The sequence below is a fragment of the Nocardia kruczakiae NBRC 101016 genome (assembly GCF_001612965.1).
GTDB lineage: Bacteria > Actinomycetota > Actinomycetes > Mycobacteriales > Mycobacteriaceae > Nocardia > Nocardia kruczakiae.
This window is the reverse complement of the sequence record NZ_BDBL01000015.1, coordinates 76,321-95,707: the sequence shown is the minus strand read 5'-3', so window position 1 is coordinate 95,707 and position 19,387 is coordinate 76,321. Positions and strand designations below refer to the sequence as shown.

The window sequence follows — 19,387 nt, the reverse complement described above, 5'->3', positions numbered from 1 at the left end:
CCTCCTGGGTAGGGGAATCAGGTACTGGAAACGAGCTGGTCGCCGTGTGCGGGCGGGACGTGCTCGGGCCGGATCCCGAGGCCGATCACCCGTGCCACCACATGCGAGAGTCCGGGGAAACGACGCAGCAGCCGGGCCAGCAACGGCTTGTCGGTGCTGGGTCCTCCCGCGTTCGGATACAGGTCGGCGAGCAGACGCAACTGCGCGAATTGCACTATCCGCATGGGGAATTCGCGGCGGCGTTGCACCGCGCGCAACTGCGCGAGGCTCGGCACACCGCCCGCGGCCAGTGTCGGCGCCAGCAGCCGCGCGGCGGCGACCGCGTCCTGGACCGCGAGATTGATTCCGACGCCACCCGCCGGCGACATCGCGTGCGCGGCGTCGCCGATGGCCAGCAGGCCGGGCCGGCACCAGTGCCGCAGCCGGTCCACCCGCACGTCGAGCGGTTTCACATCGTCCCAGTCGCGGATCGCGGTCTCGAGCCCCGGCGCCAGTGCCGGATAGATCGCCGCGAGCTGCGCCCGGAACCCGGGCAGGCCGGCAGCGCGGATCGTCTCGAAACCACCCTTGGGGATCATGTAGGCGACCTGCAGATAGTCGCCGCGATCGATGCAGACGATGAAGAAACCCTTGCCGCTGCGCACGGTCGGCAGGCTCTCGCCCTCGGGTTTGCCCACCCGGAACCACAACACGTCCATCGGCGCCCGGCTCGCCGCCACCGCCAGCGCACCGCTGGTGCGCACCAACGAATTCCGTCCGTCGGCGGCGATCACGAGCCGGGCCCGCACCTCCACCCGACCGTCCGGGGTGGCAGCGCGCACGCCGTCGACGACGCCGCCGGACTCGAGCAGTTCGGTGACCTCCGCCCGCTGCAGCAGACGGAATCCCGGATAGCGGCGGCCGGTTTCGGCGAGGAAGTTCAGCACGTCCCACTGCGGCATGAACGCCACGAACGGAAACCGGCCGGGCAGCCGGGCGAAGTCGGCGAACACGACCGGCCCCAGCGCGGTCGCCATCGGCAGCCGCGGAGCCCGCACATGCGGCAGCCGGAGAAATTCGTCGGCGAGCCCGAGTTCGTCCATCACCGTCAGCGTCGACGGGTGGACCGTGTCGCCGCGGAAGTCGCGCAGGAAGTCCGGATGTTTCTCCAGCACAATGACTTTCGCTCCGGACCGGGCCAGCAGCACACCGGCGACCAGTCCCGCCGGTCCGCCGCCGACCACACACACATCGACGGTCTCGGCTGTGACTGTCTCTCGCTCGCCGCGCTCGCTCAGGCCAGGCACGTCGGGACCCGGCCGTCGTTGTAGCCGACCATCTCGTCGAAGATGGTGAGCACATCCAGCGGCGCGCCCGGCGCCGCGCCGTCCGCCTCGGCATAGGCGCGATGGAGATTGCCGACCACCCGCTCGGCATCCACCAGATCCGCGAACTCGCCGGGATCGGCCTCCAGGGCGATCCCGAGCGGAGTCAGCCCCAACGCCCGGCCGTCGAGCGCCAACCTGCCGATCCATTCCAGATACCGGGTCGTCTGATCGAAGATCTCCGGTCCGGTGACCGGGCCATGGCCTGCCACAACGGTTTCCGCGCCGAGCTCGGACAATGTCCGGATCGCGGCGAGGGTGCCCTCGACCGAACCGAACAAGCAGAACGGCGCCGCGCCCGACATCACCAGATCCCCGGCGAACAGCACCTTCTCCGCGGGCAGCCACGCCACCACATCGTTGGTTGTGTGCGCCGCCGGACCCAGATGGATCAGCTCCACGCGCCGCTCGCCGACGTGCAGGGTCAGCCGGTCGGAGAAGGTGAGGGTGGGCGGCGTGACTCGCACGTCGCCCCACCGGACCTGCGGCCACAGCTGTGTCAGAGCCAGCCCGGTCTCGATCATCTCGGCGCGGATCCGATCGTGTCCGACGAGGACCGCGGCCGGCCCGAACAGATGGTTGCCGAAATTGTGGTCGCCGTGGTGATGGGTGTTGACCACGGTGCGCGCCGGCCCGCCGGCGACGCGATCGACGTGCTCGATCAGGGCGCGGGTGCGGTCCTCGGTGGCGAGGGTATCGATCACCAGCGCGCCGTCGGGCCCGGCGACGACACCGGCGTTGCTGACGCACCAGCCGCCGTGGCCGTGGGTGTAGGCGAAGACACCGTCGGCCACCTCCTGCACCACCGGCTCGGCGAGCTGCGGACTTCCGGTCGTGGTCATGACGGTGATTTCGCGGATTCGGCGCGGCGGGCCGCGATGTACTGCGCCGCGCACAGCAGGGTGTTGCGGCTGTTGGTGCCCAGGGCTTCGCCGAGATAGGCGCGGGCCTCGGCGAGTCCGGTACCGGGGCCGAGGATTTCGCGCGCGGCGGCAGGGTTGATCGCCACCGTGTGCCGGGCGAGGACCACCACTCCGGCGGGGCCGTCGGCGAATTCCCATGCGCCGCTGTGCCCGAACAGCATCGCGGGCGGCAGCTGCTGTTTGTAGTCGATGCGTTCGGACGGGACACAGATCCGGATCGAGCGGGTGGTGTGCGGGATACCGCCCTCGGTGACGGTGTCCATCTCCATCAGCTGCACGCCGTCGGTGTCTTCGGTGAGATCCACCCGGCCGACGTGTGGAACGTGGTCGGGCCAGCGGTCGCTGTGGTAGATGAAGTCGTAGAGTTCGGCTGCCGTCGCATCCAGCGTCACGCGGTCCTCGAAGGTGACGATGATGTCGTCGACCGGATGCCCCAGCTCGGCGATCCGTGCCAGCGCGGCCAGTTCGGTGACGCTGTTGCGGTCGACCGCACCGGTGATCACGTCCGGATCCACACCGTCGGCCACGGTGAAGTGATGATCGAGGGTGACAGTCGTTGTGCGCGGGCCGGTTTCGTCGAAACTCCACTGCCCGCCCATGGAGGCGATCGGCGCCCGGCTGCGTTCCTGCTCGAAGGTGATGCGCCGGCCGGCGGGATCCAGGGTCCGGCGCGAGGTCCAGTCGGTGACCTGACCGTTCACCGTCGCCCACAGCCGGAACCGCTCCTCGTCGGCCCCGCGGTGCAGATGCCGTACCAGCACGGACGGTTCGAAGATCACCGGCCAGCGGCCGACGTCGGCGACCAGCCCGTAGACCTCGTCCGCGGGCGCCCCGACGACCCGGGTGTGCGTCGTGCGGATCGTCATGCCACACCCGCCAGCTGCTGGTTGACGATGTCGATCAGCTCCTGCGGGGTCTTGACGTCGATGAGCTGTTCCTCGGGCACTGTCACCCCGAACTCGCGCTGGATGCGCGAGGCGGTTTCGATCAGTGCCAGCGAGTCGTAGCCGAGTTCCTCGAACTCGACCTCGGCGATGTCACCGGCGAGTTCGGGGGCGTCCTCGTCGCCGCCGGCGCAGGCCACGAGAATTCGGCGCAGGGTGTCGATGGTGATGGTCATGATGTGCTCCTGAGTGCATTCGGAAGGGATACTGCGATTGCTGTGCGGGGTCAGCGCGGGTGCGCGCGGACGACCACTGCGGAGTTGAAACCCCATCGGCCGCGGGCGAGGACGAGCCCGGCGCCGAGGTCGGCCGAGCGCGGTTCGCCGCGGACCAGATCGATCCCGCATCCTTCGGCCAGTTCGGTGGTGGCCACGGTCGGCGGGATCACCGCGTCGCGCATGGCCAGCAGGCAGGTGACGATGTCGAGCGGGCCCGCACCGGAGAACAGCCGCCCGGTGAGCGGTTTCGTGGCGGTCACCGGGACCCCGCCGGGACCGAAGACGGCGTCGAGGGCGGCCGCCTCGGCGCGGTCGGCCTCGGGCACGCCGGCGGCATCGGCGAAGACCACATCGATGTCGTCGCTGCGCAGTCCGGCATCGGCGAGCGCCAGCTCGATCGCCCGCTGCAGTCCCGGCGGGCGCGGCGAACCCGGAGGCGGATCGAAAGTCTGCGCGTACCCCGCGATTTCGCCGTAACAGTCGGGCACACCGCGTGCCTGGGCCGCCGCCGCGTCCTCGAGTACCAGCATGGCCCCGCCCTCGCCGGGCACGTTACCCGCCGCGTGCGCGTCGAACGGAAGATAGGCGCGTGCGGGATCGGTTGCGGTGCTGACGGTTCCGGCCGCGATATGGGAAACCCAGCCCCACGGGTCGAGCGCCGAATCGACGCCGCCGGTGACCACCAGGGGAGTGCCGCGCCGCACGGTGCGCCGGGCGTGCCCGACCGCGTCGAGGCCACCGGCCTGATCGGCGACCAGGGCGCTGCTCGGTCCGCGCATGCCGTGGCGGATCGAGATCTGGCCGGTGTTCACCGCGTAGAACCAGGCGAACGATTCGTACACGCTCACGTGCTCGGAGCCGCGCGACCACAGCTTGTTGAATTCGCGGTGGGTGAATTCGAAACCGCCGGAAGCGTTTCCGGTGACCACACCCATGCCGTAGTCGGTGAGTGCGGTGGTGTCGACCTTCGCGTCGTCGAGAGCCCACTGCGCGGCCACCAGTGCCATCCGCGTGGAGACGTCGGTCTGCGGCAGCAGCCGGCTCGGCAAGTATTTGCCGGCGTCGAACTCGGCGACCTGGCCGGCCAGCGTGGCGCCGAATCCGGTGGTGTCGAATCGGGTCAGCGGTGCGATCGCGCCGCGGCCGGCCAGCACCGCATCCCAGTAGTGGTCCAGGCCCAGCCCGTTGGGCGCCACCACGCCCATTCCCGTCACGACGCTCATGCCGGCACCCCCTGCGGCCGGCGCAGCACCATGGCGCTCTGGAAGCCGCCGAAGCCGCTGCCGACGCTCAGTACGGTGTCGATGCGGTGGTCGCGGGCGGTGAGCGGGACGTAGTCGAGATCGCATTCCGGATCCGGCTCGTGCAGATTCGCCGTCGGCGGCACCACCTGGTGCTGCAGCGCGAGCAGGCAGGCCGCGATCTCCACCGAACCGATGGCGCCCAGTGAATGACCCACCATCGATTTGATCGAGCTCATGGGAGTGCCGTAGGCGTGCTCGCCGAGACTGCGCTTCACCGCGGCGGTTTCGTGGCGGTCGTTCTGGCGGGTGCCCGACCCGTGCGCGTTGACGTAGTCGACGGCGGTGGGATCGACCCGCGATTCGTCGAGAGCCACCCGGATCGCCTCGGCCATCTCGCGCCCGTCGGCCTTGAGGCCGGTCATGTGGTAGGCGTTGCAGCGCGTCGCATAACCGGTGATCTCGGCGTAGATGCGCGCGCCGCGGCGGCGGGCGCTGTCGTAGTCCTCGAGCACGAACATCGCCGCCCCTTCGGCGAGGACGAAACCGTTGCGCGAGTTGTCGAACGGGCGCGAGGCGTGCTCGGCGTCGTCGTTGCGCGGCGTGGTCGCCTTGATCGCGTCGAAGCAGGCCACCACGATCGGCGTGATCGGGGTATCGGCGGCGCCGGCCAGCACCACGTCGGCGGAGCCCTCACGGATCAACTGCACCGCGTGCCCGACCGAGTCGAGTCCGGAGGTGCACCCGTTGGACACCATGGCCACCGGGCCCTCGGCGCCCACACTCCACGCCACCTCGGCCGGCATCACACTCGGCACCATGTAGTCGAACATGTAGGGCGAGACGTGCTTCTCGTCGACCACCCAGTCGCGGCCGGAGTCCGACAGCACCAGATATTCCTGTTCCAGGCTCGTCGCCGCGGCCACGGCACTGCCGAGGCTGACGCCGATGCGCTGCGGGTCGAGCGTGTCCACAGCGAGTCCGCTGTCGGCCACCGCTTCGCGGGCACACACCACCGCGAACTGGGCGGCGCGATCCATGCGCCGAATCTCCCTGGGTGACAACCCTTCCCGGACAGCGTCGAAATCGGCCTCGCCCGCCACCTGGGACCGGTAGGGGGAGGCGTCGAAGAAGCTGATCCGGCGGGTGGCGGTGCGCCCGTCCGACAGCAACTTCCAGAATTCGTTCTTGCCGTTGCCGCCGGGCGCACGCACCCCGAGCCCGGTCACGACGACGCGACGGTTCATAACGAACCTCCGAATGCATTGGCGTACACAGCTGTTGTCCCTTCTCGCCGAAGAGTCCCGAAAGTCCCCGAGATCACGATCAGGGTGAAGCGGGCCGCTCTAGCCCCGCTCGAGCACCGCGATCGAGTTGTCCTCGAGCGCGCGGGGCGAACCTGAGCACACCGGACGCTGCGGTCCGGCTGACCGTGGCCGATCGAGCACAGGAGACACCCCGTGAAGACGCCGCCAAGCTCCCACACCGCGGACTGGGTACTGTGCCCGGGCTGCCGGATTCCGCTGTATCGCAAGCGTTTCGACCGCGACCTGGGCGTCTGCGGTGAATGCGGCCGACACACCACGCTGTCCGCCGAGCAGCGATTGCGCCAGCTGGCCGACGAGGGCCGGTTCGAGCCGCTGCCGATCGCCGGCACCGAGGACGACCCGCTGAACTTCCACGATGTCGTGCCGTATGCCGACCGGCTGTCCGGTGCGCGGGCACGCACCGGGCTGCGGGATGCGGTGGTGTGCGCGACCGCACGCATCGAGGGCGCCGCGGTGGTGATCGTCGCGATGGACTTCCGCTTCCTCGGTGGCAGCCTGGGTACCGCGGTCGGTGAGATGATCACCGTGGCGGCGGAATACGCTCTGGCCGAGCGTATTCCGCTGCTTCTGGTCACCGCGTCCGGCGGCGCCCGGATGCAGGAGGGGCCGCTGTCGCTGATGCAGATGGCCAAGACCAGCGCCGCGCTCGAGCAGCTCGATCGCGCGGGCATCCTCACCGTCAGCCTGATCACCGATCCGACCTACGGCGGTGTCGCCGCGTCGTTCGCGACGCTGACCGACGTGCTGATCGCCGAACCGGGCGCCCGGCTCGGCTTCGCCGGGCGCCGGGTCATCGAGCAGACGATCCGCCAGGAACTGCCGCCGCGGTTCCAGACCGCGGAATTCCTGCTCGAACACGGCCTCATCGATATGATCGTGCCCCGCTCGGGCCTGCGCGCGACGCTGGGTTCGCTGCTGCGCATCGCGGGTCCGGTCGACCCCACCGGCGAACCGGGTGCGGCGGCCGAGATCGTCACCGATCCGCATTCGCTGCCCGAGACCGAGGCCTGGGTCCAGGTCCGCCGGGCGCGTGAGATCAGCCGGCCCACCGCCCTGGACTATGTGGCTCTCGCGTTCGACGGATTCCTCGAACTGCGCGGCGACCGCATCGGTGCCGACTGTCCCGCCGTCGTCGGCGGTCCGGCCTGGCTCGGCGACCGGCCGGTGATGGTGATCGGCCAGCAGAAGGGGCACGATCCCAAGGAGCTCATGGCACGCAACTTCGGCATGCCCACGCCGCCGGGATATCGCAAGGCCGCCCGGCTCATGCGCCTGGCCGAAAAGCTCGGGCTGCCCGTCGTCACGCTCGTCGACACCCCCGGCGCCTATCCGGGAGCGACCGCCGAGGAACAGGGCCAGGCTGTGGCCATCGCCGAGAACATCCGCCTGATGTCGGCCCTGCGCGTTCCGGTGATCAGTGTGGTGATCGGCGAGGGCGGCAGCGGCGGCGCGCTGGCGCTCGCGGTCGCCAATCGCGTGCTGATGCTGGCCGACTCGGTCTACTCGGTGATCAGCCCCGAAGGGTGTGCGGCCATCGTGTGGAACGATCCGAGCGCCTCGGCCGAAGCCGCTGCGGCACTGCACCTCACCGCTCGCGAGCTGCTGCGGCTGGGCATCGTCGACGGTGTCCTGCCCGGCCACGACGGCGCCACGGCGCCACGGGTGGCGGCCGAGCGGCTGCACTCCGCCCTGGCCGAGACGCTGCGGGCCTTGATCGGGCGCAGCGGCGAGGAGTTGGCGGCCGAGCGGCGAGCCAGATTCCGTCGCTTCGGTGTTCCGGTGGCCGCCCGCACGGCGGCGTGAGGGAGGCGCGATGTTCGACAAGATCCTGATCGCCAACCGCGGTGAGATCGCGCTGCGTGTCGCCCGCACCTGCCGTGAGATGGGCGTGCCCACGGTGGCGGTCTATTCGGCGGCCGACCACGATTCGGCGGTCGTGGAATTCGCCGACGAGGCCGTGCGGATCGGTCCGGCCGCGGCCAAACGCAGCTATCTCGACGCGGCCGCCGTCTTGACGGCCGCGGAGATCACCGGCGCCGACGCCATCCATCCGGGCTACGGATTCCTTTCGGAGTCACCGGATTTCGCCGATGCCTGCCGGGCCGCCGGGGTCACGCTGATCGGACCGCCCGCGGACGTCATGGCCGAGCTGGGTGACAAGCAGTCGGCCCGCACGCTGATGGCCAAAGCCGGACTGCCGCTGCTTCCGGGCAGTCTCGACGCGCTCGACTTCGACGAGGCACAGGCGCTCGCGGACCGGATCGGGTACCCGGTGATCATCAAGGCCGCCGCCGGTGGCGGCGGGCGCGGGATGGCGGTGGTGCACGACGGCGCCGATTTCGCCCGGGCCTACCGGGACACTCGTGCCACGGCCGGGATGCTCTTCGGCGACAGCCGGGTGTATGTCGAGAGGTATCTCGACGGTGCCCGGCACGTGGAGGTCCAGGTGCTGTGCGACAGCTTCGGCGCGGGCGTCCATCTCGGCGAACGGGACTGCTCGGTGCAGCGCAGGCACCAGAAACTGGTGGAGGAGTCACCTGCGCCGCGGCTACCGGACGGGTTGGCCGCCCGGATCGGCCGGTCCGCGGTCGACGGGGTCCTCGCCGCCGGATACACCGGAGCGGGCACCGTCGAATTCCTGCTCGACTCGGCCGGCAACTACTACTTCATGGAAGTGAATTGCCGAATTCAGGTCGAACATCCGGTCACCGAAATGGTCACCGGTATCGACCTGATCGCCGAGCAGATCCGGATCGCCGCCGGCGAACCCCTGGCATGGACACAGGACCGCATTCAGCCGAAGGGCGCCGCGATCGAATGCCGGATCAATGCCGAGAATCCGGCGGCCGGATTCGCGCCGACGCCCGCGAGGATTTCCGAATTCACCGCGCCCGGCGGTCCGTTCACGCGAATCGACACCCATATCCGGGCGGGTTATTCGGTTCCGCCGGACTACGATTCACTGCTCGCGAAGGTGATCGTGTGGGCCCCCGACCGCGATGCCGCGATAGCGCGGATGAACCGGGCGCTGGCCGAATTCCGGGTGCGCGGCGAAAGATTGTGCACCACGCGCGAATTCCTGCTGGACGTCCTCGATCAGCCGAAATTCCGAGCCGGTACCCATACCACCGCTCTGGTGGAGGAAATGTTCGAGGGTACCGCCCCGGAATGAGCGTGCCGGATCAGGCGGGCGTGGCCGAGCGTTGCGCGCCCGCCTGCCAGCCGATCAGATATCCGGCGTGCCGGCGTTCGAGCATCAGGGTCACCGATTCGTCGGAGGCGTTGAGGATGTCGTTGTGTAATCGGCGCAGTTTGACGCACGGATCCAGGCCGAGCTCCCGCTGCAGGGAACGGGCGAATTCATGGTAGGACTCGAGGGCGCGATGGCGTCGGCCGGAACGGCACAGCGCGTACATGTAGTACGCCTGCAGTCGTTCGTGCAGGGGCTGTTCCGCGGTCAGTCGTGCCAGGTCGGGGCAGACCTCCCGGTAGCGGCCCAGCCGCAGCTGGGCTTCGATGCGCAGCTCGAGGTCGGTCAGCCGCACCTGTTCCAGATGCGACAACTCGGCCGACAAAGGCAGGCCGCACTCGACGTCCAGCAGCGCCGGACCGGTCCACAGCGCTTCGGCCGCGGTGAACAGATCCACCGCGCGCAGATCGTCACCGGCATTCAACGCGCAGCGGGCGGCATCGGTCATCGTGCGGTAGTCGCGCACGTCCAGTACACAATCCTGGGCGTCGAACATATAACCCTTGCTCCAGGTGCGGAGATATCTGTCCGCGATTTCGCCCTGATCGACCTCCAGATACTGCGCCATCTTCTTTCGGATTCCCAGGACATAGGTCTGCACGACCGTTATCGCGCTGCGAGGCGGATCGTCGTTCCACAGCTCTTCGATGAGTGTCGTGACCGGAACCACCGTCGAATGCCGAATCAACAACAAGGCCAGCAATTGCCGTTGTTTCTGGGCGGTCGGCGTCGCATTGCGATTGTCGAGGGCGAGGGTCAAAGGGCCCAGAACGCGGGCATACACAGGATTCGACACGTAGCGTCCCCTTGTAGCATGAATTGCTGTGCGATGAGCAGAGAATCATACGTCGCTGTAGACCGTTTCAGAGTACCGAGGCCGTTGTGGCGAGACCGTAAACCCACTGTGATCATACCGTTAACGCCGTACGGCCGTCTTGTTCTCACATATGTTTTCGCAGGTGAGAATAATTTGGACGCTCGACTAGGTGATAGTGCGGTGCATCGTCGGAACCGGTTGCGGCCGAGCGGAATCCGTTTCGAGCCGCTGCGGACCGCCAGTTCCGGTCAGGTTCCGGTGAGGAGTTCGGCGACCGCCGCGGCGTCGGCCGGATAGTCGGTGGTGCCGTCGAAGTAGTCGCCGGTTCCAGCGGCCGGCAAGTTGCTGTAGTGCTGCCACGTTCTCCGGTTGAGTTGTGCCGCAGAACAATTCGCCCAGCGTATCGCTCGAGGCACCTTCGGTGTCGGTGTGTTCGCCGGTGGTGAGGCGCACGCCGAGGAAGGGGCGGTGCAGATTCGACTGCAGGGCAATGGTTCCGCTGCCGACGTTGTTGCACAGCGTGGGCGGGCCGGCGCGGGCCGCGGCGGCGGTTCGGGCCGTTAGCTGCCGGGCGCGACGCGCCAGGTCTGTAGTAGTGGCACCAGATAGGTGCGGGCGAAGTCGCGGGCCTTCGCGGTGTCCTGCAGCGGGATGACGGAGGCCGGAGTTTCGATCAGTGACATCATCAGCCGGGCGATCATTTCCCCGACGATGGCGAGGTCCAGGTCGGCGGCCAGTTGACCGGTGTCCTGCCAGCGCCGCAGATGGTTGGTGACGAGCGTGCGGGAGACGCCGATGGCGGTGTCGTCGGTGAGGAAGTCGGTGAGTTCCCCGGCGGCCGGCGATTCGCGGATGCTGCGGGTGAGCAGTTTCGGCGCCGACGCCTCGTGCACGAAGGCGGCGAACACCTCGGTGGTCGCCTCCTCCGGGCCGGTGGCGTGGTCGGCCACCTCGGCGAGCAGCGTGGTCAGGCGCAGCGCCTCGTCCAGGATGGCCAGGCGGACCAGATGCTGTTTGTGACCGAACCGGCGGTAGACGGTGGCCACGCCCACCCCCGCGGTCTCGGCGATGCGCTGCATGGTGGTCTCGGCGAAACCGTTGTCGGTGAAGCACATTCGGGCGGCGGTGACGATCTTGCGGGCGGTCGGATCCAGGGTGTCCAGCCCGCCGGGGATCAGGCCGGCGAGACGTGCGGGATCTGTCACCGGGACTCCCTGTGATCGGCGATGCGGGTTGTCCACCCTTTGTATCACCGTCATCGGGCCCGTCCGGTGCACAGGGCGCCCGGTTACGGGACCAGCGCACATCTTCGGCCAGCGCGCGATGGCGGGAATCCGTCATCGCCCTCACTTCGGATCGGGAGCGGGCCGCAACGGCTGCTTCGGGCGCACCCGGTAGGCCGCCGACTTCAGCTCGCGGCGCTTCATGGCCTGGATGCACTGATGGTGTTTGCGGGCGTGGTAGGCGAGGGGGAAGTAGGTCAGCCGGTCCGGCAGTATCCGGTAGGCCACCCGCACCGCGGTGAAGACGACCCGCACCTGCCGCTGTTCGCGGCGGGTCGGTTCGATGTCGAGCATGGCCCGGATCCGCGGGTCCATGGCGGCGATCAACGCCAGGTACGTCATCCGCATGGCCGGGCGCAGCGCGAACTCGACCAGCGGGCGCACCGGCGCGGGGATCCGTGCCATCGCCTCGGGCCGGCCCTTGCCGTGGCGCAGCTGGTCGACACTGTCCAGCGTTTCCGGGCGGGCCTCGAGTGTCGTGTCGATCATCCGGTCGAAGTAGCGCTCGAATTCGGCGCGGCTGGCGGGATAGCCCTTCATCGGGACGCGCAGCAGGCGCGCGAGGCGGCGGTTGTCGCGCAGCAACTCCTCCTGTTCGGCAACGGTGAATTCCCGCCCGATCAACAGCGGTCCGGCGTTGAGGGTGGTGATGTAGGCGGTGGCGATAACCCATTGGTACGCACCGGGATCCAAGGCACTGATGTGTTTGCCGTCGGCGTTGCGCATGGTCAGCGGCTGATGCAGCGACCGCAGCCGCCGGCCCTCCTCGACCGCCTCGAGTCCGCCGTAGGTCCAGCGCAGCACCGAATCCACCGAGCGGATCGCGCGCCCGCCCGGATCGGTGCGAGCGATGGAATAGCGATCGGTGACCTCGGCGATCACCGGATGCATGCCCTGCATCAGGAAGGCGGCGGCCTCCAGGATCAGGTAGGTCCAGTGGCCGACCATCTCGGCGGTCAGCGAGTCCGGGGCGATGAGCTCGACCGCTTCGCCGTCGACGGTGAGTTCCGGTTCGGGAGCGAGAGTGCGTGCGGGCGCGCTGCTTTCAGATGTCACGATGATCTTTCCTTCGAACGAATGCGGTCAGACGACGGTGGCGCCGGTGATGTAGCGCAGGCGCATATCCCACACCGTGGCGCGCATGCCCAGGCGCACCACGACGGGCGGGGTGAGCCGGTCGAACCCGCGCAGCACTCGCTGCCAGCGATCGAAGCGGCGCTGTTCGGCGGCGGTCCAGCGAAAGCCCAGTTTGCGGCGTAGCTGCGGCGGCAGATAGCCGAGAGTCATGAACAGATTCCAGTTTCCGAGCACCGCCGACACCGGCGCCGGCAGGAAATCGAGCCGCGCGATGCCGATGAGGAATTCGCGCATGCGGTCGTCGAAATCGAGCCGATCGAGTTGTTCGGTGCGGTAGCGCTCGAATGCCGCACGGTCGGCCGGCCACAACTCGGGCGGCACCTGCAGGGTCGTCGCGAACACCGCCGCGGCTCGATGGACGGTTTCGGGGTCGTGGCGGGTGCGCCCGCCGCGCAGCCGCCGCGTGTCCTCGAACACCGCCGCCATACAGGCCGCGACCCACAGTTGCAGCCGCGGATCGAAAGCGTTGTAGGACACCGGACTTCGCGGCCTGGACCGCACCTGGCGGTGTGCCGCGTTCACCGCCTCGCGATAGATGCGGCGGTCCTGGGCATTGCCGGCCACGGCCACCGCGATGTAGGTCATGGTGGTGCGGCCGCGTTTGATCGGATGTTTGTGCAGATTGCCGCTGTCCACGGTGCTCTCCATGACGCCGTAGGCGACGCCGGCGTTGGCCAGTTGCATGACGACGTTCGCGGCGCCGTAGGCCGGTGACAGCCACGCCGAGATCTCGTCGGCGAGAAACACCGTGTCCACCGCGTCGGTGTCGCGGTGGCGGGCGCGCGGGACGAGCGTGGCGGGGCCCGGATCGGCGGGCATCGGCTGGGACATGGGAGCTACCTTTTCCGGCGTCGGCGACGGGGCAGGGGATTCAGGGCAGGACGTCGGTGCGGCGGGCGACCGGATGGCGCACCGCCTCGGGCAGTACCCGGTCCAGCGCACGCACGGCGGTGACGGCGCGGTCGAACTGCCGCTCGCGGGCCGGTGTCCACGCCACGCCCAGCCGCTCCCGCAGCTCGGGTGGCATCATGCCGGCGGTGGTGAGGCGCAACAGGGCGGCCAGCGGCACGGCGAATCCGTTCCAGACCACCTGCGGCGTATGGAGTTTCGGCGGGACCGGCATGGGGTGGCGGTCGAGTTCGAGAAGCAGGTCCGTGGCGTCGTTGCGTTCCAGGACGTCGGTGACCGTGTGCCGGTAGTGCTCCCAGAACTCGGCCCGGCTGCGCGGAACGACGCGTTCGGGAATGCGCAGGACGCCGGCGAGGTCGCGCCACTCATGGAACAGCGCCTCCTCGCGGTCGTCGTCGATCCGGCCGTCGAAGATGCCGCGCACCTGCGCGGGGCCGGCGTATCCGGTGGCGTGCACCCACAGATAGGCGTCGGCGTTCAATGCGTGATAGCGCCGCCCCCGCGCATCGGTTCCGGTGATGTCGCGGTGGATCTCGCGCAACCGCAGCCCTTCCGCGACCGCGGCCTCGGATCCGTGAAATCCGTTGATACGTCGCACCGACGCCAGTGTGCGGGTGATGCGGGACCATCGGTCGCTGAGGAATTCGGAATGGTCCATGACGCCTGCGCCGACGACCGGATGGGCGACCTCCAGCAGCAGGATCGCCCGGCTCGCGAGGACCGCGCGCCAGTCGACGCCCCAGCGCCAGGTCGCCGATCCCGGCCCCACCGGGCGCACCGCAGAAGTTGTCACCGGTTCTCGTTCTCGAGTAGTCATCTCCCGGCCCTCTCCCTCGGCGCCGAGAGCGCTGTCGAGTTGATAGAAATGTGCCTCTGTAACTATCAATGAGTGTGACATGGATCGCTCCGGTTTGATAGATGGCAACCGAAAGTCTCTCAACGCCGGGTCCTTCCACTGCTCGGGCGGCCTCCGATCTCTTGTCGGAAACTTCGAATTCCGCCCCGCGGCGCGAACGGAATATGCCACCATGACTGATAGACCTAGGGCAGTCTTCTATCAGTCTTTCCGGTCGTGGGAGCGCCGACCGGACCATAAGTGATCATCGGTTCTCTATCCACCGGGCAGTGTTGCTCGGGCTGGAGGCAGATATGGGTGCGTTCACCGACCCCACGGCGCCGGAGGCGGAATCCGGCGCGCTGCCCGACGCACCGATCCAGCGCGCCGCGCCCGGGCGGTTCGTCGCCACCGGTCTGCGGTCGCTGGGCCGGGTGGTGCGGCTGGGCGCCCGCTCCACCGCCGTCCTGCTCACCGACGCGGCGACAGGCCGGTTCCCGCTGCGAGAAGCGTTGGTACAGGGCTGGTTCTTCGTCTCGGTCTCGATCTGGCCAGCCATCCTGATCTCACTGCCGATGGGCGTGGTCGTCGCGGTTCAGGTGGGCAGCGTCGCCTCCGACGTGGGGGCGAGTTCGATGGCCGGCGCGGTCGGCGGGATGGGCGTCATGCAGCAGATCGCCCCGCTGGCAGCGGCCTTGCTCGTCGGTGGCGCCGGCGGTTCGGCGATCGCCTCCGACCTCGCCTCGCGCACGATCCGCGAGGAGATCGACGCGATGCGGACGATGGGCGTCGACCCACATCAGCGGCTGGTCGCGCCGCGGCTGCTGGCCATGGCGGTGATCGCGCCGATGCTGTCGGTGCTGATCATCGTGATGAGCATCCTGGCGAGCTTCGTCGTCGCCGCCGTCGGACAAGGCGTCGCGCCGGGCTCGTACTGGTTGTCGTTCGGCAGTTTCGCCTCGGTGACCGATCTGCTGATCTGTCTCGGCAAGGCGACGATCTTCGGATATCTGGTCGCGGTGGTCGCCTGTGACCGCGGCCTCGAGGCCCAAGGCGGACCCAAAGGCGTCGCCGATGCCGTGAATGCCGCTGTGGTGCTGGGCATTCTGGCCTGCCTGGTCGTGAATCTCGCGATCACGCAGATCACCCTGCTCTTCGTTCCGGCCAGGGTGCTGTGATGGCGAGCGCGCGGGTCGGTGTTGCGGCGGCGTATCGGCCCTACGGGCTGCGCTGGACGAGACACGCGGGGCGCGTGTGGGTTCCGCTCGAGGAACTAGGCCACCAACTCGGCTTCGGTGGAAATGCCGCGCGCGGCATCGGGCATGCGCTGCGCCGGCACCGCCGGCATACGATCGCCCTCTTCACCGACCTGGCCTGGGGAAACGGCCGCGCGGTGATCGTAGGCGGTGGGGTTGCGCCGGTGCTCGCGGTGATGGGCGTGGTGGCGGGCGGCATGATCGGGCTGATCGGCTCCAGCCTGCTCGACACCCTCGGCATCGGCCCGATGGCGGGCGCCATGTCGGCCTTCGCGAATCCGCGGGAGCTGGCGCCGCTCATCGCGGCCGTCGGATACGCGGCTCAGGCCGGCTGCCGGATCACCGCCGAGGTCGGGGCGATGCGGATTTCCGAGGAGATCGACGCGCTGGAGGCACAGGCGATCGACCCGGTGCCGTACGTCGTGTCGGCTCGGCTCGTCGCCGGAATCGCCACCGTGGTTCCGGCGTATCTGATCGCGCTCGCGCTGGGATTCTTCACCACGCGCTTCACCGTCACCGTCGTGCACGGCCAGGCGTCGGGCGCCTACGACCACTACTTCGGAATGTTCGTCTCCGCAACAGATCTCGGCTATTCGCTGATCAAGGTCGTCGTCTTCGTCGCGGTGGTCACCCTGGTGCACGCCTATCAGGGTTTCTACGCCACCGGCGGTCCGGAGGGCGTCGGCATCGCCTCCGGCCGCGCGATCCGCGCCAGCCTCGTGCTCATCACGATCTGCGACATGGGGCTGACCGTGGTCATGTGGGGTCTGCACACCGGCTTCGATTTCTCGGGGTGAACGATGGCGGTGGGCAGACTTCATTCCGAACGCGGACCCGGACCGTGGGGATTGCGCGCCCGTGGTCTGGTGGTGCTGGTGATCGCGGCAGTGGTCGCGGTAACCGCCTGGCGCGCAACACAACCCGACCGCCACGGTCAGGTCCGCTTCGGCCTGGCGGTGAGCGTGCTCGGTGACGGCGTCGCCACGGGTACGCAGGTGCGGATGCGCGGACTGTCGATCGGCTCGATCACCGCGGTGCACCCGCGGGGAACGGATCGGCAACTGCTCACGGTGAGCGTCGACCCGGCGCGGCTGCGTGAACTGTCGACCACCGTGCAGGCGCGGTTCGTCTCGGCCAACGTCTTCGGCACCACCGCACTGGAATTGACACCCGCACCCGGCGGCGCGCCGATCGGCCCGGACACGGTGGTGGATCTGGGCGATCGAGTGGACAACGACACGGTCACCCGGATTCTGCGCGATTCGGGACGGGCCCTGGTCGATGTGGTCACCGGACGATTGGCCGTCTCCGTCGACGGCGCCGCGCGCCTGACCGCGCGCACCGCACCGCTGGTCGCCTCGGCGCTGCTGACCTTGCGCGCGATCCAACGCGCGCAGGACCTTCCGGTCTCGCAGCTGCTGCCGAAACTGGCGGGTACGGCCGAGGGGGTGGCCGCGTTCACGCCGTCGGCGCTGGGTCTGCTCGACGCACTGGCCTCGGTGCGGGCCCTCGACGACGACCGGCAGGTGGGCTTGGCCAACGACACCATCACCGAGGTGTCGAATCTGGTGTTCTCCTTCGCCGGTCGGCTCGTCGGTGCCCTCGGCCCCTTCTCCGACTCGATGGATATGGTGCTGGACTTGCTGATTCCGGCCGACCGCGGGCTGCGCGACGTGGACGCCGCCCAGGTCCACCGGCTGATCACCGGGCTCGGCGGGGCATGGCACCGCGACGGCGACCGCGTAACCCTCGACACCGAGATCCTGTTGCGGAACTTCCCCGCGTTCCGCACACCCCTGCAGAGTGCGGGAGCGGGCCGATGAAGACACCGCGCCAGGCGGCGCTGCGACTGGCCGTCCTCGCGGCCGTGGTCGCCGTGCTCGCGGTGCTGATCGGGCAGGCGATCCAGCGGCCCGTCGGCGGCGCCACCGCCACCTACCGCGCCCGGTTCGGCGATGTATTCGGCTTGCAGGCCAACGGCGATGTGCGGCTGCGCGGGGTGCAGATCGGCAAGATCACCGGTATCGACCTCACCCCGGACAACCGGGCACTGGTCACCCTCACCGTGCGCACCGACTACCGGCTGCGCGAGACCGACCGGCTGGCGATCAAATTCCAGAACCTCACCGGCCAGCGATATGTGGAGCTGATCCGCGGCCGCGACGGCCGGCCGCTGCGTCCGGACGAGATCGTCATCGACACCCTCGACTCCTTCGACATCACCACGGTCTTCAACGGTTTGCGGCCGCTGCTCCACGACGCCGATCCGGAGGTGTACAACCGGCTGGCGCGCACGCTCGCGGCGGTCATCGACGGCAGCAACGGTGATCTCGCGCCCGTCCTGCGCGATATCACCACGCTGGCGTCCTATGCCGGAGACCGCACCGCGTTGCTCACCACGATCATCGACAATCTGCAATCGCTGTCGGACAAGCTCGGCGGGCGCTCGCAGAATCTGGAAGCCATGCTCGGGGTGTTCCATTCGATCTTCATGCCCATCGCGAGCCGGATGAGCGAATTCCTCTCGCTGATGGACACCGGGTCGGTCGAGTTGAGTGAGGTGGTGCGCCTGGTGGATTCGATGTCGCTGCTGTTCCTCGGCGCCCGCGACCACGGCGACGACCTCACCCGCCGCATCGACGAGTCGATACCCGACACCCGCGCCGCCGTGCACAGCCTCTCGCTGCTGCCCGGACTGCTGGACGGACTCGTGCGCCTGATCCCGCAGGAGGCCGCCGAAAGCCGATGCAGCGCGGGAACATTCCCGCTGCCGGTCACAGCGGGCGTGCTGCTGTCGGGACGGCAGCTGACGATCTGCAACGGGAGCCACCGATGATCGCCCTCCGCACCGCCGATCCGCGCCCGGGCGCCGCTGCCCGCTCGCCGGGGATCCGGCTCGGCGCCGAACACGCCTCCCCGCGCACGCAGACGGTGTGGGCGCTGCTCACCGTCGTGGTGGTCACCGTCGTGCTGGCGACGCTCGGCGTGCTCTACCTGCGCCCGCCCGGGTACGTCACGCACACGGTGCTGCTGCCCGAGGCCGGGGGATTACACGGTGGGGAAGGGGTGCGGGTCGCCGGTATCCCGGTGGGGCGGGTGCTGTCGCTGCGACTGCGTGACGACGACGTGGAGGTCGAGTTCTCGGTGAAATCCTCGGTGCGCCTCGGCGATGCGACCGGCGCGGACGTGCGGATGCTGACCCCGGTCGGGGGACTGTACATCGCGTTGACCCCTGCCGGCGCCGGCTCGTTGCACGGCGCCATTCCGGCCGCTCGCACCCATCTGCCGTTCGCGGTCGCCGATATTGTCGCGCAATCGCATTCGGTCACCGAGCGCGTCGACCTCGGCGCCCTGCGTGCCGATATGTCGGGGGCGGCCGCGGCGCTGTCGGGCGCGCCGGATTCGATTCGCCGCTCGGTCACCGATCTGGGCAAGGTGGTCGAACTGCTGGCCGCGCAGAAGCAGCAGATCGAACAATTGCTGGGCATCTCCGACGAATATCTGGCCGCGGTGGGCAACGACCGGGCGATGCTCACCGAGGTGTTGCACGCCTATGCGCTGCTCGGCCCGCAGATCGTCGCCGTCCGCGAGAAGGTGCGCACCTTCGCCGACGCCACCGCGACCATCGTCGCCACCCTGTTCGACTTCCTGGCCGGGCCCTACGCCGCGAAGGTCGAACCGCTGCTGCCGCCGCTCGAGCAGACCCGCGACGACGCCGGCCGACTACTGGCCTGGACCGATCAGGTGACCGGCGAACTCACCGACACCCTCAGCGCACTCGGGCGGCTCGCCGGCCCCGACGGGAAGGCGCTGCTCGACCAGAGCGGGCTGACCGTGGCACCGCCGGATGTGTGCCTGCCGGTACCTGGGAAGGCGTGTTGA

General features: G+C 68.9%; 18 protein-coding genes. 7 read left to right on the top strand and 11 right to left on the bottom strand.

Annotated features, from left to right (window positions below):
- Window positions 1–17: 17 nt before the first annotated feature.
- Genes NK1_RS12810 through NK1_RS12785 form a run of 6 tightly spaced genes read right to left on the bottom strand, consistent with a single transcriptional unit; the run spans window position 18 to window position 5,937 of the window.
- Window positions 18–1,286 carry an FAD-dependent oxidoreductase gene (locus NK1_RS12810; RefSeq protein WP_245660464.1) on the bottom strand — a complete coding sequence of 423 codons (1,269 nt, stop codon included), beginning with the start codon at window positions 1,284–1,286 and terminating at the stop codon, window positions 18–20.
- Entirely contained in the window at window positions 1,274–2,206 is a 933-nt protein-coding gene (locus tag NK1_RS35685) for an MBL fold metallo-hydrolase (RefSeq protein ID WP_063008753.1), read from the bottom strand. The genes NK1_RS12810 and NK1_RS35685 overlap by 13 nt, the downstream gene beginning before the upstream one ends.
- Window positions 2,203–3,153 carry an aromatase/cyclase gene (locus NK1_RS12800; protein ID WP_063008752.1) on the bottom strand — a complete coding sequence of 317 codons (951 nt, stop codon included), beginning with the start codon at window positions 3,151–3,153 and terminating at the stop codon, window positions 2,203–2,205. The genes NK1_RS35685 and NK1_RS12800 overlap by 4 nt, the downstream gene beginning before the upstream one ends.
- The gene (locus NK1_RS12795; protein ID WP_030515841.1) at window positions 3,150–3,407 is read right to left on the bottom strand and encodes an acyl carrier protein; all 258 of its coding nucleotides are present in this window, start codon (window positions 3,405–3,407) and stop codon (window positions 3,150–3,152) included. Before NK1_RS12795 ends, NK1_RS12800 begins: the two co-directional genes overlap by 4 nt.
- Window positions 3,408–3,457: 50 nt before the next feature.
- Window positions 3,458–4,672, bottom strand: coding sequence for a ketosynthase chain-length factor (locus tag NK1_RS12790; RefSeq protein ID WP_063008751.1), 1,215 nt, complete (start codon window positions 4,670–4,672; stop codon window positions 3,458–3,460).
- Complete coding sequence (locus NK1_RS12785) at window positions 4,669–5,937, bottom strand: beta-ketoacyl-[acyl-carrier-protein] synthase family protein (RefSeq protein ID WP_063008750.1); 1,269 nt, start codon at window positions 5,935–5,937, stop codon at window positions 4,669–4,671. Before NK1_RS12785 ends, NK1_RS12790 begins: the two co-directional genes overlap by 4 nt.
- 213 nt (window positions 5,938–6,150) lie before the next feature.
- On the opposite strand from NK1_RS12785, the gene accD reads away from it, so the two are divergent.
- Both accD and NK1_RS12775 read left to right on the top strand, forming a co-directional pair.
- Window positions 6,151–7,821, top strand: coding sequence for an acetyl-CoA carboxylase, carboxyltransferase subunit beta (gene accD / locus NK1_RS12780; protein WP_218023113.1), 1,671 nt, complete (start codon window positions 6,151–6,153; stop codon window positions 7,819–7,821).
- 10 nt (window positions 7,822–7,831) lie between these two features.
- Window positions 7,832–9,190: an acetyl-CoA carboxylase biotin carboxylase subunit gene (locus NK1_RS12775; protein WP_063008821.1), complete on the top strand. Its 1,359-nt coding sequence runs from the start codon at window positions 7,832–7,834 to the stop codon at window positions 9,188–9,190.
- A gap of 10 nt (window positions 9,191–9,200) precedes the next feature.
- Here NK1_RS12775 and NK1_RS12770 read toward each other — a convergent pair whose 3' ends face one another.
- The 5 genes from NK1_RS12770 to NK1_RS12750 form a co-directional block, all read right to left on the bottom strand.
- Window positions 9,201–10,064: an AfsR/SARP family transcriptional regulator gene (locus NK1_RS12770; protein ID WP_084460822.1), complete on the bottom strand. Its 864-nt coding sequence runs from the start codon at window positions 10,062–10,064 to the stop codon at window positions 9,201–9,203.
- A gap of 581 nt (window positions 10,065–10,645) precedes the next feature.
- On the bottom strand, window positions 10,646–11,290 hold the full coding sequence (locus NK1_RS12765) for a TetR/AcrR family transcriptional regulator (protein WP_063008747.1): 645 nt from the start codon (window positions 11,288–11,290) through the stop codon (window positions 10,646–10,648).
- 141 nt (window positions 11,291–11,431) lie between these two features.
- Window positions 11,432–12,424: an oxygenase MpaB family protein gene (locus tag NK1_RS12760; RefSeq protein WP_063008746.1), complete on the bottom strand. Its 993-nt coding sequence runs from the start codon at window positions 12,422–12,424 to the stop codon at window positions 11,432–11,434.
- A 27-nt stretch (window positions 12,425–12,451) separates the two neighbouring features.
- On the bottom strand, window positions 12,452–13,336 hold the full coding sequence (locus NK1_RS12755) for an oxygenase MpaB family protein (protein WP_063008745.1): 885 nt from the start codon (window positions 13,334–13,336) through the stop codon (window positions 12,452–12,454).
- Window positions 13,337–13,376: 40 nt separating this feature from the next.
- A complete protein-coding gene (locus NK1_RS12750) occupies window positions 13,377–14,207 on the bottom strand; it encodes an oxygenase MpaB family protein (protein ID WP_167354257.1) in 831 nt (276 codons plus the stop codon).
- 356 nt (window positions 14,208–14,563) lie between these two features.
- Between NK1_RS12750 and NK1_RS12745 the strand changes: the two genes are divergently transcribed.
- From NK1_RS12745 to NK1_RS12725, 5 genes are read left to right on the top strand one after another with little or no spacing between them, the layout of a single operon-like run.
- Window positions 14,564–15,427: an MlaE family ABC transporter permease gene (locus NK1_RS12745; RefSeq protein ID WP_084460835.1), complete on the top strand. Its 864-nt coding sequence runs from the start codon at window positions 14,564–14,566 to the stop codon at window positions 15,425–15,427.
- Window positions 15,427–16,302 (top strand): ABC transporter permease, encoded by an 876-nt coding sequence (locus NK1_RS12740; RefSeq protein WP_063008743.1) that lies wholly within the window; start codon window positions 15,427–15,429, stop codon window positions 16,300–16,302. Before NK1_RS12745 ends, NK1_RS12740 begins: the two co-directional genes overlap by 1 nt.
- A gap of 3 nt (window positions 16,303–16,305) precedes the next feature.
- The gene (locus tag NK1_RS12735; protein WP_063008742.1) at window positions 16,306–17,328 is read left to right on the top strand and encodes an MlaD family protein; all 1,023 of its coding nucleotides are present in this window, start codon (window positions 16,306–16,308) and stop codon (window positions 17,326–17,328) included.
- Window positions 17,325–18,341, top strand: coding sequence for an MlaD family protein (locus tag NK1_RS12730; protein WP_063008741.1), 1,017 nt, complete (start codon window positions 17,325–17,327; stop codon window positions 18,339–18,341). Before NK1_RS12735 ends, NK1_RS12730 begins: the two co-directional genes overlap by 4 nt.
- Window positions 18,338–19,387: an MlaD family protein gene (locus NK1_RS12725; RefSeq protein WP_063008740.1), complete on the top strand. Its 1,050-nt coding sequence runs from the start codon at window positions 18,338–18,340 to the stop codon at window positions 19,385–19,387. Before NK1_RS12730 ends, NK1_RS12725 begins: the two co-directional genes overlap by 4 nt.

What these genes read in the sequence shown, in the direction of transcription:
- NK1_RS35685 (WP_063008753.1), bottom strand. Translation starts at nt 2,206, where the DNA reads ATGACCACGACCGGAAGTCCGCAGCTCGCCGAGCCGGTGGTGCAGGAG.
- NK1_RS12800 (WP_063008752.1), bottom strand. Translation starts at nt 3,153, where the DNA reads ATGACGATCCGCACGACGCACACCCGGGTCGTCGGGGCGCCCGCGGAC.
- NK1_RS12795 (WP_030515841.1), bottom strand. Translation starts at nt 3,407, where the DNA reads ATGACCATCACCATCGACACCCTGCGCCGAATTCTCGTGGCCTGCGCC.
- NK1_RS12790 (WP_063008751.1), bottom strand. Translation starts at nt 4,672, where the DNA reads ATGAGCGTCGTGACGGGAATGGGCGTGGTGGCGCCCAACGGGCTGGGC.
- NK1_RS12785 (WP_063008750.1), bottom strand. Translation starts at nt 5,937, where the DNA reads ATGAACCGTCGCGTCGTCGTGACCGGGCTCGGGGTGCGTGCGCCCGGC.
- NK1_RS12775 (WP_063008821.1), top strand. Translation starts at nt 7,832, where the DNA reads ATGTTCGACAAGATCCTGATCGCCAACCGCGGTGAGATCGCGCTGCGT.
- NK1_RS12755 (WP_063008745.1), bottom strand. Translation starts at nt 13,336, where the DNA reads ATGTCCCAGCCGATGCCCGCCGATCCGGGCCCCGCCACGCTCGTCCCG.
- NK1_RS12745 (WP_084460835.1), top strand. Translation starts at nt 14,564, where the DNA reads ATGGGTGCGTTCACCGACCCCACGGCGCCGGAGGCGGAATCCGGCGCG.
- NK1_RS12740 (WP_063008743.1), top strand. Translation starts at nt 15,427, where the DNA reads ATGGCGAGCGCGCGGGTCGGTGTTGCGGCGGCGTATCGGCCCTACGGG.
- NK1_RS12735 (WP_063008742.1), top strand. Translation starts at nt 16,306, where the DNA reads ATGGCGGTGGGCAGACTTCATTCCGAACGCGGACCCGGACCGTGGGGA.
- NK1_RS12730 (WP_063008741.1), top strand. Translation starts at nt 17,325, where the DNA reads ATGAAGACACCGCGCCAGGCGGCGCTGCGACTGGCCGTCCTCGCGGCC.
- NK1_RS12725 (WP_063008740.1), top strand. Translation starts at nt 18,338, where the DNA reads ATGATCGCCCTCCGCACCGCCGATCCGCGCCCGGGCGCCGCTGCCCGC.